The 12,289-nt window shown below is 52.8% G+C and carries 8 protein-coding genes and 1 pseudogene; 5 read left to right on the plus strand and 4 right to left on the minus strand.

The features are described 5' to 3' along the window. The first annotated feature begins 25 nt into the window (after positions 1-25). Positions 26-4,642 carry an ATP-dependent helicase gene (locus FTE26_RS05580; protein ID WP_001348288.1) on the plus strand — a complete coding sequence of 1,539 codons (4,617 nt, stop codon included), beginning with the start codon at positions 26-28 and terminating at the stop codon, positions 4,640-4,642. A 50-nt stretch (positions 4,643-4,692) separates the two neighbouring features. Here the strand turns inward: FTE26_RS05580 and grxD are convergent, their stop codons facing one another. Continuing rightward, positions 4,693-5,040, minus strand: coding sequence for a monothiol glutaredoxin 4 (grxD, locus tag FTE26_RS05585; protein WP_000108172.1), 348 nt, complete (start codon positions 5,038-5,040; stop codon positions 4,693-4,695). Positions 5,041-5,374: 334 nt separating this feature from the next. Here grxD and mepH point away from each other — a divergent pair, with 334 nt between their 5' ends. Both mepH and sodB read left to right on the plus strand, forming a co-directional pair. Then, positions 5,375-6,190, plus strand: a complete 816-nt coding sequence (gene mepH / locus FTE26_RS05590) for a peptidoglycan DD-endopeptidase MepH (protein WP_000101193.1) — start codon at positions 5,375-5,377, stop codon at positions 6,188-6,190. A 127-nt stretch (positions 6,191-6,317) separates the two neighbouring features. Then, positions 6,318-6,899 (plus strand): superoxide dismutase [Fe], encoded by a 582-nt coding sequence (gene sodB / locus FTE26_RS05595; protein ID WP_000007283.1) that lies wholly within the window; start codon positions 6,318-6,320, stop codon positions 6,897-6,899. Positions 6,900-7,044: 145 nt separating this feature from the next. Here the strand turns inward: sodB and FTE26_RS05600 are convergent, their stop codons facing one another. Then, a complete protein-coding gene (locus FTE26_RS05600) occupies positions 7,045-8,214 on the minus strand; it encodes an MFS transporter (protein WP_000701031.1) in 1,170 nt (389 codons plus the stop codon). Between the two features lie 165 nt (positions 8,215-8,379). Continuing rightward, a complete protein-coding gene (gene cydH / locus FTE26_RS05605; protein ID WP_000102278.1) occupies positions 8,380-8,469 on the minus strand; it encodes a cytochrome bd-I accessory subunit CydH in 90 nt (29 codons plus the stop codon). A 298-nt stretch (positions 8,470-8,767) separates the two neighbouring features. Between cydH and purR the strand changes: the two are divergent. Further along, a pseudogene (purR, locus tag FTE26_RS05610) lies at positions 8,768-9,848 on the plus strand (HTH-type transcriptional repressor PurR). On the opposite strand, the gene punR reads toward purR, so the two are convergent. Beyond that, positions 9,845-10,777, minus strand: a complete 933-nt coding sequence (gene punR / locus FTE26_RS05615; RefSeq protein WP_000269501.1) for a DNA-binding transcriptional activator PunR — start codon at positions 10,775-10,777, stop codon at positions 9,845-9,847. The pseudogene purR and the gene punR overlap by 4 nt on opposite strands. 112 nt (positions 10,778-10,889) lie before the next feature. Between punR and punC the strand changes: the two genes are divergently transcribed. After that, complete coding sequence (gene punC / locus FTE26_RS05620; RefSeq protein ID WP_001182363.1) at positions 10,890-12,101, plus strand: purine nucleoside transporter PunC; 1,212 nt, start codon at positions 10,890-10,892, stop codon at positions 12,099-12,101. The last annotated feature ends 188 nt before the right edge of the window (positions 12,102-12,289 follow it).

Raw genomic sequence — 12,289 nt, forward strand, 5'->3', positions numbered from 1 at the left:
ATGATATTCACGGGGAATAGCGTTAATGGCAGATAATCCAGACCCTTCATCGCTCCTGCCGGACGTGTTTTCACCGGCGACCCGCGACTGGTTTCTTCGCGCCTTTAAACAGCCGACCGCTGTCCAGTCGCAAACCTGGCATGTGGCGGCGCGAAGCGAACATGCGCTGGTGATTGCACCGACCGGCTCCGGGAAAACGCTGGCAGCATTTCTCTACGCCCTCGATCGGCTCTTCCGCGAAGGCGGCGAAGATACCCGCGAGGCGCATAAGCGTAAAACCTCACGCATCCTCTATATTTCACCGATAAAAGCTCTGGGCACCGACGTTCAGCGCAACTTGCAGCTCCCGTTGAAGGGTATTGCCGATGAACGGCGGCGGCGCGGCGAAACGGAAGTCAATCTTCGCGTAGGGATCCGTACTGGCGATACGCCTGCACAGGAACGCAGCAAACTCACCCGTAATCCGCCGGATATTCTGATCACCACACCCGAATCACTCTATCTGATGCTGACCTCCCGCGCGCGCGAAACGCTACGCGGCGTCGAAACGGTAATTATTGATGAAGTCCACGCGGTAGCGGGCAGTAAACGTGGTGCGCATCTGGCGTTAAGTCTGGAGCGGCTCGATGCGCTGCTCCACACCTCAGCACAGCGAATTGGCCTTTCTGCCACTGTGCGCTCAGCCAGCGATGTGGCAGCATTTCTTGGTGGCGATCGCCCGGTTACGGTAGTCAACCCGCCCGCAATGCGCCATCCGCAGATACGAATTGTCGTACCGGTCGCCAATATGGATGATGTCTCATCGGTCGCCAGCGGCACCGGCGAAGACAGCCATGCCGGCCGGGAAGGCTCCATCTGGCCATATATTGAAACGGGTATCCTTGATGAAGTGTTGCGCCATCGCTCGACCATTGTCTTTACTAATTCACGTGGGCTGGCGGAAAAACTGACGGCACGATTAAATGAGCTTTACGCCGCACGCTTACAGCGTTCCCCGTCTATCGCCGTTGATGCGGCCCATTTCGAGTCGACCTCCGGCGCAACCTCTAACCGTGTACAAAGTAGCGACGTTTTTATTGCCCGCTCACACCACGGCTCCGTCTCTAAAGAACAACGAGCAATCACCGAACAGGCGCTGAAATCGGGTGAATTACGCTGCGTGGTCGCAACCTCCAGTCTTGAACTGGGGATTGATATGGGCGCGGTGGATCTGGTGATTCAGGTGGCAACGCCGCTTTCTGTTGCCAGTGGGTTACAACGCATTGGTCGCGCCGGACATCAGGTTGGCGGTGTATCTAAAGGGCTGTTTTTCCCCCGTACCCGGCGTGATTTAGTCGATTCCGCAGTCATTGTAGAGTGTATGTTCGCAGGCAGGCTGGAAAACCTGACACCGCCGCATAATCCACTCGACGTCCTTGCGCAGCAAACCGTTGCCGCCGCGGCGATGGAGGCATTACAAGTAGACGAATGGTACTCCCGCGTACGCCGTGCCGCACCGTGGAAAGATCTGCCAAGACGTGTTTTTGACGCCACGCTGGATATGCTTTCCGGGCGCTATCCCTCTGGCGATTTTTCTGCTTTTCGCCCCAAACTGGTCTGGAACAGGGAGACCGGGATATTGACCGCCCGACCTGGCGCTCAATTGTTGGCGGTTACCAGCGGCGGCACCATTCCGGATCGTGGCATGTATAGCGTGTTATTACCCGAAGGTGAAGAACAGGCCGGTTCGCGGCGGGTGGGTGAACTGGATGAGGAGATGGTATATGAGTCGCGGGTGAACGACATTATCACTCTCGGCGCTACCTCATGGCGGATCCAGCAAATCACCCGCGATCAGGTGATTGTGACTCCTGCTCCGGGTCGTTCTGCCCGGCTCCCCTTCTGGCGTGGTGAAGGTAACGGACGTCCGGCTGAATTAGGCGAGATGATCGGCGATTTTCTTCATTTGCTGGCGGATGGCGCGTTCTTTTCCGGGACTATTCCCCCGTGGCTGGCAGAAGAAAATACGATCGCCAATATTCAGGGGTTGATTGACGAGCAACGCAACGCGACGGGCATCGTTCCGGGGAGTCGCCATCTGGTCCTCGAACGGTGCCGTGATGAAATTGGCGACTGGCGTATTATTTTGCACTCTCCCTATGGAAGACGGGTGCATGAACCCTGGGCGCTGGCGATTGCCGGGCGAATACATGCCCTATGGGGCGCTGACGCGTCTGTGGTCGCCAGTGATGACGGCATTGTTGCGCGCATTCCTGACACTGATGGTAAATTGCCCGACGCCGCGATTTTTTTGTTTGAACCAGAAAAGTTGCTGCAAATTGTCCGCGAGGCGGTAGGCAGCTCGGCACTTTTCGCCGCCCGTTTTCGCGAATGCGCCGCGCGGGCATTATTAATGCCGGGGCGCACTCCGGGCCATCGCACCCCGCTTTGGCAACAACGGCTGCGCGCCAGTCAGTTGCTGGAAATCGCTCAGGGATATCCGGATTTTCCGGTCATTCTCGAAACCCTACGCGAATGTCTGCAAGATGTTTATGATCTTCCCGCACTGGAACGTTTGATGCGTCGCCTGAACGGTGGCGAAATTCAAATATCCGATGTAACGACCACTACGCCCTCGCCTTTCGCCACAAGTTTATTGTTCGGCTATGTCGCGGAATTTATGTACCAGAGCGACGCCCCGCTGGCAGAGCGCCGGGCATCCGTACTGTCGCTGGACAGCGAGTTACTGCGCAATCTACTCGGACAGGTCGATCCGGGGGAATTACTCGACCCGCAGGTCATTCGCCAGGTGGAAGAAGAGTTGCAACGACTGGCTCCTGGCAGAAGAGCGAAAGATGAAGAAGGATTGTTCGACCTGCTGCGCGAACTGGGGCCAATGACCGTTGAAGACCTGGCGCAACGGCATACAGGCAGCAGTGAAGAGGTTGCGTCGTATCTGGAAAATCTTCTTGCAGTAAAACGAATCTTCCCAGCGATGATTAGCGGACAGGAGCGTCTTGCCTGTATGGATGATGCCGCCAGGCTGCGTGATGCCCTCGGCGTACGACTACCAGAGTCATTGCCAGAGATTTATTTACATAGAGTCAGTTACCCGCTTCGCGATCTCTTTCTGCGCTATCTCCGGGCTCATGCTCTGGTCACGGCTGAACAACTGGCTCATGAGTTTAGTCTCGGTATTGCCATTGTCGAAGAGCAGCTTCAGCAACTGCGTGAACAGGGTCTGGTGATGAATCTGCAACAAGACATCTGGGTGAGCGATGAAGTATTTCGTCGTCTGCGTTTGCGCTCGCTGCAAGCCGCCAGAGAAGCGACGCGTCCCGTTGCAGCCACGACCTATGCGCGATTGCTGCTGGAACGTCAGGGCGTATTACCCGCCACCGATGGTAGCCCGGCGCTCTTTGCCTCAACATCGCCAGGCGTTTATGAGGGCGTAGATGGCGTGATGCGGGTGATCGAACAGCTTGCCGGAGTCGGTTTACCCGCCTCACTCTGGGAAAGCCAGATCCTGCCTGCCCGCGTACGCGACTATTCGTCAGAAATGCTCGATGAATTACTGGCAACCGGTGCGGTTATCTGGTCGGGGCAAAAAAAACTGGGTGAAGATGACGGCCTGGTGGCACTGCATCTACAGGAATATGCTGCAGAATCGTTCACTCCCGCCGAAGCGGATCAGGCGAATCGTTCGGCGCTGCAACAAGCGATAGTCGCTGTTCTGGCTGACGGAGGAGCCTGGTTTGCACAACAAATCAGCCAACGGATACGCGACAAAATCGGCGAATCGGTTGATCTCTCTGCCCTGCAAGAGGCGTTATGGGCGCTGGTCTGGCAAGGCGTCATCACCAGCGACATTTGGGCACCGTTACGCGCCCTCACCCGCAGCAGTTCCAACGCACGCACCTCAACTCGCCGCAGTCACCGGGCTCGTCGTGGACGTCCTGTCTATGCGCAACCCGTCTCGCCGCTGGTATCTTACAACACACCAAATCTGGCTGGACGCTGGTCGTTATTGCAGGTGGAGCCACTAAACGATACCGAAAGGATGCTGGCGCTGGCGGAAAATATGCTCGACCGCTACGGCATCATCAGTCGTCAGGCGGTGATAGCCGAAAATATCCCTGGCGGGTTTCCATCGATGCAAACGCTTTGTCGAAGTATGGAAGACTCCGGGCGAATTATGCGAGGTCGTTTTGTAGAAGGTCTGGGTGGCGCGCAATTCGCTGAACGTCTGACTATTGACCGATTGCGCGATCTGGCGACACAAGCCACGCAAACGCGCCACTATACACCAGTGGCGCTCTCTGCCAACGATCCGGCTAATGTGTGGGGAAATCTTCTGCCCTGGCCTGCACATCCGGCAACGCTGGTTCCAACGCGTCGGGCGGGTGCGCTGGTGGTCGTTTCTGGCGGCAAATTGTTACTCTATCTGGCGCAAGGTGGCAAAAAAATGCTGGTCTGGCAGGAAAAAGAGGAATTACTCGCCCCAGAGGTTTTCCACGCGCTGACTACCGCACTGCGTCGCGAACCACGGCTGCGCTTTACGCTAACAGAAGTGAATGATCTACCGGTCCGGCAAACGCCGATGTTTACGCTGCTGCGTGAGGCGGGATTTTCAAGTTCGCCACAAGGGCTGGATTGGGGATAGAGAAAGGACTGACGGATGCCCGTTCGCATCCGTCAGTATTGCAGGACGGATTATTCCGCGTCCGGCTCTTCAGACTTGTATTTAGCGGCAGTTTCTTTGATCAGCTGCTGCAGTTCGCCACGCTGATACATTTCGATCACGATATCACAACCGCCGACCAGCTCGCCGTCAACCCACAGTTGCGGGAAGGTCGGCCAGTTAGCATATTTCGGCAGTTCCGCACGAATGTCCGGATTCTGCAGAATATCAACATAGGCAAAACGTTCGCCACATGCGGCAAGCGCCTGGACTGCCTGGGCAGAGAAACCGCAGCTCGGCAGTTTCGGTGAACCTTTCATGTACAGCAGGATCGGGTTTTCAGCAATCTGGCGTTGGATTTTTTCGATAGTGGTGCTCATTGTCTTGCTTCCTCAAACTTCTTTACGGCAGTAATCTGACATTGTAGCGGGTCAGTGCGGCATCGGAAAATAACATTTTCATCACGCTTTTGCTATTTTATCCCTTTGCTCTATTTGTTGCATTTCAAATATTCGTTTCTTCTCTGATGCGCGGCAAACTGGCGTATTTATAACCATTTTTAGCTTTCACTGCTGCATTTTTTTGCGCTCGCCAACGAAACGTATTTTTTAACAATAAAAGCTATTAACTTTCTCTTCTTCTATGCATTAGAATCATCAAGTTTTGTAAATCAGACGCAGGCATGATAGACCTGCCTTAACAGAGGGACGCTCAGTGGCGCGGATAAACCGTATTTCGATCACGCTCTGTGCTTTACTTTTTACCACCCTGCCTTTAACGCCTATGGCCCATGCTTCAAAGCAAGCCAGGGAGAGTTCTGCTACCACTCATATCACCAAAAAAGCAGATAAAAAGAAAAGCACGGCAACCACCAAAAAGACCCAGAAAACAGCGAAAAAAGCCGCCAGTAAAAGTACGACCAAAAGCAAAACCGCTTCTTCCGTTAAAAAATCTTCCATTACCGCTTCTAAAAACGCCAAAACTCGCAGCAAACACGCCGTCAATAAAACGGCCTCAGCCAGCTTTACCGAAAAGTGTACCAAACGTAAGGGCTATAAATCGCATTGTGTGAAAGTCAAAAATGCCGCGTCAGGAACTCTTGCCGACGCGCACAAAGCGAAGGTGCAAAAAGCTACGAAAGTGGCAATGAATAAACTGATGCAGCAAATTGGTAAGCCATATCGTTGGGGTGGCAGCTCACCGCGTACCGGTTTTGATTGCAGCGGCCTGGTTTATTACGCTTATAAAGATTTGGTGAAAATTCGTATTCCGCGTACGGCGAATGAAATGTATCACCTGCGTGATGCAGCGCCAATCGAACGTAGTGAACTGAAAAACGGCGACCTGGTCTTTTTCCGTACTCAGGGACGCGGCACAGCCGATCATGTCGGCGTGTATGTCGGCAACGGCAAATTTATTCAGTCACCGCGCACAGGTCAGGAAATTCAAATCACTTCTCTCAGTGAAGACTACTGGCAGCGCCACTATGTTGGCGCTCGTCGGGTAATGACCCCAAAAACACTTCGCTAAAACTTTACCCTGTTGTTACGGCAACAGGGTAAGTTCATCTTTTGTCTCACCTTTTAATTTGCTACCCTATCCATACGCACAATAAGGCTATTGTACGTATGCAAATTAATAATAAAGGAGAGTAGCAATGTCATTCGAATTACCTGCACTACCATATGCTAAAGATGCTCTGGCACCGCACATTTCTGCGGAAACTATCGAGTATCACTACGGCAAGCATCATCAGACTTATGTCACTAACCTGAACAACCTGATTAAAGGTACCGCGTTTGAAGGTAAATCACTGGAAGAGATTATTCGCAGCTCTGAAGGTGGCGTATTCAACAACGCAGCTCAGGTCTGGAACCATACTTTCTACTGGAACTGCCTGGCACCGAACGCCGGTGGCGAACCGACTGGAAAAGTCGCTGAAGCTATCGCCGCATCTTTTGGCAGCTTTGCCGATTTCAAAGCGCAGTTTACTGATGCAGCGATCAAAAACTTTGGTTCTGGCTGGACCTGGCTGGTGAAAAACAGCGATGGCAAACTGGCTATCGTTTCAACCTCTAACGCGGGTACTCCGCTGACCACCGATGCGACTCCGCTGCTGACCGTTGATGTCTGGGAACACGCTTATTACATCGACTATCGCAATGCACGTCCTGGCTATCTGGAGCACTTCTGGGCGCTGGTGAACTGGGAATTCGTAGCGAAAAATCTCGCTGCATAATAACTGATGGCAAATGCAGCATTGCCTGATGCGCTTCGCTTACCATGCCAACGCGGATGAGGCGTTAACAGCGCATTCGGCAAGATAAATCGCACGTTGTCAGCAACTGTAACGCAGAAGGTTATCCTTCTGCGTTTTTGTTTAATTAGCTGTTAGCAACGCAAACTGTTTCAGGTTGTTTTCTGGCTGACATAAACACCAGCAATAATGCCAGTCCCGCGACAATCGCTCCCATCACCGGCACAAAGCTGTATCCCAGCCCAGCGGAAATTACCGCACCACCAGCAGCTGCTCCCAGCGCATTTCCAAGATTAAAGGCACCAATATTGACTGATGAAGACAGACCTGGCGCTTCACTGGCGACACGCATCACGCGCATCTGTAACGGCGGTACGACCGCAAAGGTTGCTGCGCCCCACACCACCATGCTAATAGCTGCGCCGAACTCATTGCGGGCCAGGAACGGGATTGCCAGCATAATCACCATCAACAACAACAAAAAGCCTTTCAACGTGCCGTTAACTGAACGATCTGCCAGTTTGCCGCCGAGATAGTTACCGATAGAGAATCCGACACCAATCAGCACCAGCATTGCCGTAACGAACACCGGTGTTGCGTGGGCAATACTTTGCAGTACCGGAGAGATATAGGTGTAGAGGGTAAACATTGCACCAGCTCCCAGTACCGTCGTCAGCAATGCAGACAGCACCTGCGGACGCATTAATACCGCCAGCTCTTTTTTCACTTCAGGTCGTGCCCCTGCACCACCTTTAGGTAATGAGAAGAACAGACTTACCATTGAAATCACTCCCAGCCCCGCCGTTGCCAGAAATGACATCCGCCAGCCGATGGTTTCACCCAACCAGGTCGCCGCCGGCACGCCACCGATATTTGCCAGGGTTAACCCCATAAACATAGTGGCAACTGCGCTGGCCTGTTTATGTTTTGGCACCACGCTTGCGGCCACGACTGAACCCAAACCAAAAAATGCTCCGTGATTCAGGCTGGTCAAAATGCGTGAAAGCATCAGGGTCATATAATCCGGCGCGATGGCGGAAAGTACGTTGCCGAGCGTGAAAATTGCCATCAGGAAAATCAACGCACTGCGGCGGGCACGATGAGAAAGTAGAAGCGTCATCAGCGGCGCGCCAACCATTACGCCAACTGCATAGGCACTGATTAACATTCCGGCAGCGGGAATCGAGACATCCACACCGCGCGCAATGACGGGCAACAAGCCCATTGGCGAGAACTCCGTTGTCCCGATACCAAACGCGCCAATCGCCAGCGCCAGCAACGGATAGTTAATTTTCATGCCTTATCTCCACCTCTTCGCGTCATTACGCGATATTCATTAAAGTGGCGAAAGCATGACAGCAATCACAAAAAAATGAAAATAACAAAAAGAGAAAACACTTTTGCCATTTTGCTAACAAACAGGAAGGAGATGCGAGGGAGAACGCGCTCCCTCGAGAGGAAATCAGTGCAGCGCGGCAGTCAAACCCACGGCCACGATCAAACCGAGGACGATAATCGTTGTTACCAGTGAAAATTTAAGGTCGGTGCTCATCAAGTTTTCTCCTTTTTTATTACCACACAAATAGTGATATTACGCATTTTTACACACTGTGATGAAAAAATCTCCCGTCATTTATAATGATAAGTGTTTTTACCACTTCCCCTTTTCGTCAAGATCGGCCAAAATTCCACGCTTACACTATTTGCGTACTGGCCATTGACCCCTTCCTGACGCTCCGTGTCGTTTTTCCGGCGTACCGCAACACTTTTGTTGTGCGTAAGGTGTGTAAAGGCAAACGTTTACCTTGCGATTTTGCAGGAGCTGAAGTTAGGGTCTGGAGTGAAATGGAATGGCAACAATAAAAGATGTAGCGAAACGAGCAAACGTTTCCACTACAACTGTGTCACACGTAATCAACAAAACACGTTTCGTCGCTGAAGAAACGCGCAACGCCGTGTGGGCAGCGATTAAAGAATTACACTACTCCCCTAGCGCGGTGGCGCGTAGCCTGAAGGTTAACCACACCAAGTCTATCGGTTTGCTGGCGACCAGCAGCGAAGCGGCCTATTTTGCCGAGATCATTGAAGCGGTTGAAAAAAATTGCTTCCAGAAAGGTTACACCCTGATTCTGGGTAATGCGTGGAACAATCTTGAGAAACAGCGGGCTTATCTGTCGATGATGGCGCAAAAACGCGTCGATGGTCTGCTGGTGATGTGTTCTGAGTACCCAGAGCCGTTGCTGGCGATGCTGGAAGAGTATCGCCATATCCCAATGGTGGTGATGGACTGGGGTGAAGCAAAAGCTGACTTCACCGATGCGGTCATTGATAACGCGTTCGAAGGCGGCTACATGGCCGGGCGTTATCTGATTGAACGCGGTCACCGCGAAATCGGCGTCATCCCCGGCCCGCTGGAACGTAACACCGGCGCAGGCCGCCTTGCCGGTTTTATGAAGGCGATGGAAGAAGCGATGATCAAGGTGCCGGAAAGCTGGATTGTTCAGGGTGACTTTGAACCCGAATCTGGTTATCGCGCCATGCAGCAAATACTGTCGCAGCCGCATCGCCCTACTGCCGTCTTCTGTGGTGGCGATATCATGGCAATGGGCGCACTTTGTGCTGCTGATGAAATGGGTCTGCGCGTCCCGCAGGATGTTTCGCTGATCGGTTATGATAACGTGCGCAACGCCTCTGCGCGTCCCGCAGGATGTTTCGCTGATCGGTTATGATAACGTGCGCAACGCCCGCTATTTTACGCCGGCGCTGACCACGATCCACCAGCCAAAAGATTCGCTGGGTGAAACAGCGTTCAACATGCTGTTGGATCGTATCGTCAACAAACGTGAAGAACCGCAGTCCATTGAAGTGCATCCGCGCTTGATTGAACGCCGCTCCGTGGCTGACGGCCCGTTCCGCGACTATCGTCGTTAATCACCCGTTGCGGGAGTCTCTTCCGGCTCCCGCAGCCACTCCTTATTCAGCGTCTCACTATCGCCGAGATACTCAAGCAGCCAGGTTAACGCAGGCGACATATCATTTTGCTGCCATGTCAGACAACATGCCGAATCCGGGAAGGGGTTTTCCAATTCAAGTGCTACCCACTTCCCCTCATTAAGCCACGGTTTGGCGAAATGTGTTGGCACCATCCCTATGCATAATCCTGCCGAGATACAGGTTGCCGATGATTCCCAGTCAGGCACGACAACTCTTTTTTGGTTATCCAGCAACCAGGTAATACGTTTAGGTAGCGTTCGCGAGGTGTCTTCGCGCACCAACGACGGCCAGTTGCGCAACGTATCATCGCTGAATGGGCCATCCATCAACGCCAGCGGGTGGTGGCTGGCAACAACGCAACTCCAGCTTAGCATCCCCATATCCCGGAAGGCATAACGACCGCCTACCGGAATCGCGCGTGTTGCGCCAATCGCCAGTTCCACGCGCCCGTCGGAAAGCGCATCCCAGACACCGTTGAACACTTCCTGAAAGACAAGAAGTTCGACATCATCAAAATGGCGATAAAAATCAACGATCATCTGCCGTGTACGTTCTGGCCTGACAATATTATCCACTGCGATAGCTAACTGACCGCGCCAGCCGTTCGCTATCTGCTGACATTGCTGGCGGGTGATCTGCATTTTTTTGACAACAGAGCGCCCTTCTTTGAGAAACCACGCTCCAGCAGCGGTCAGCTCCACATCACGGTGCCGTCGTTCAAAGAGCGGCACCGCCAGCCACTCTTCCAGCTGACGCACGGTATAGCTGACCGCAGAAGGAACGCGATGCAGCTCCTGTGCCGCAGCGCTAAAACTACCATTACGCGCTACCGCATCAACAACTTCGAGTGAATATTCTGACCACATAGTCTGCCTGCAAAATTTTTGAAACCAGTCATCAAATATTACCGTTTCACAACACTAATTTCACTCCCTACACTTTGCGGCGGTGTTTAATTGAGAGATTTAGAGAATATACATGCAACCTGGGAAAAGATTTTTAGTCTGGCTGGCGGGTTTGAGCGTACTCGGTTTTCTGGCAACCGATATGTATCTGCCTGCTTTCGCCGCCATACAGGCCGACCTGCAAACGCCTGCGTCTGCTGTCAGTGCCAGCCTTAGTCTGTTCCTTGCCGGTTTTGCCGCAGCCCAGCTTCTGTGGGGGCCACTCTCCGACCGTTATGGTCGTAAACCGGTGTTATTAATCGGCCTGACAATTTTTGCGTTAGGTAGTCTGGGGATGCTGTGGGTAGAAAACGCCGCTACGCTGCTGGTATTGCGTTTTGTACAGGCTGTGGGTGTCTGCGCCGCGGCGGTTATCTGGCAAGCGTTAGTGACGGATTATTATCCTTCACAGAAAGTTAACCGAATTTTTGCGACCATCATGCCGCTGGTGGGTCTATCTCCGGCCCTGGCTCCTCTGTTAGGAAGCTGGCTGCTGGTCCATTTTTCCTGGCAGGCGATTTTCGCCACCCTGTTTGCCATTACCGTGGTGCTGATTCTGCCTATTTTCTGGCTCAAACCCACGACGAAGGCCCGTAACAATAGTCAGGATGGTCTGACCTTTACCGACCTGCTACGTTCTAAAACCTATCGCGGCAACGTGCTGATATACGCGGCCTGTTCAGCCAGTTTTTTTGCATGGCTGACCGGTTCACCGTTCATCCTTAGTGAAATGGGCTACAGCCCGGCAGTTATTGGTTTAAGTTATGTCCCGCAAACTATCGCGTTTCTGATTGGTGGTTATGGCTGTCGCGCCGCGCTGCAGAAATGGCAAGGCAAGCAGTTATTACCGTGGTTGCTGGTGCTGTTTGCAGTCAGCGTCATTGCGACCTGGGCTGCAGGCTTCATTAGCCATGTGTCGCTGGTCGAAATCCTGATCCCATTCTGTGTGATGGCGATTGCCAATGGCGCGATCTACCCGATTGTTGTCGCCCAGGCGCTGCGTCCCTTCCCACACGCAACTGGTCGCGCCGCAGCGTTGCAGAACACTCTACAACTGGGTCTGTGCTTCCTCGCAAGTCTGGTAGTTTCCTGGCTGATCAGTATCAGCACGCCATTGCTCACCACCACCAGCGTGATGTTATCAACAGTAGTGCTGGTCGCTCTGGGTTACATGATGCAACGTTGTGAAGAAGTTGGCTGCCAGAATCATGGCAATGCCGAAGTCGCTCATAGCGAATCACACTGATCTATATCGATATACTTATACTTAGGCTGCTAACAAAATTTTGTTGTATGATTGAAATTAGCGGCCTATACTAATTTCGAGTTGTTAAAGCTACGATAAATATTATGTTTTTACGGGGACAGGATCGTTCCCGACTCACTATGGATGGTCATTTCGGCAAAGGTTCCTCCTTTCCCTCTGTTCTACGT

Source organism: Escherichia sp. S10b (genome assembly GCF_028421345.1).
GTDB lineage: Bacteria > Pseudomonadota > Gammaproteobacteria > Enterobacterales > Enterobacteriaceae > ECMA0423.

Excerpts from the sequence above, each read along its gene's own strand:
- cydH (WP_000102278.1), bottom strand. The coding sequence starts at position 8,469 with ATGAGCACCGACCTTAAATTTTCACTGGTAACAACGATTATCGTCCTC.
- sodB (WP_000007283.1), top strand. The coding sequence starts at position 6,318 with ATGTCATTCGAATTACCTGCACTACCATATGCTAAAGATGCTCTGGCA.
- punR (WP_000269501.1), bottom strand. The coding sequence starts at position 10,777 with ATGTGGTCAGAATATTCACTCGAAGTTGTTGATGCGGTAGCGCGTAAT.
- punC (WP_001182363.1), top strand. The coding sequence starts at position 10,890 with ATGCAACCTGGGAAAAGATTTTTAGTCTGGCTGGCGGGTTTGAGCGTA.
- FTE26_RS05580 (WP_001348288.1), top strand. The coding sequence starts at position 26 with ATGGCAGATAATCCAGACCCTTCATCGCTCCTGCCGGACGTGTTTTCA.
- FTE26_RS05600 (WP_000701031.1), bottom strand. The coding sequence starts at position 8,214 with ATGAAAATTAACTATCCGTTGCTGGCGCTGGCGATTGGCGCGTTTGGT.
- grxD (WP_000108172.1), bottom strand. The coding sequence starts at position 5,040 with ATGAGCACCACTATCGAAAAAATCCAACGCCAGATTGCTGAAAACCCG.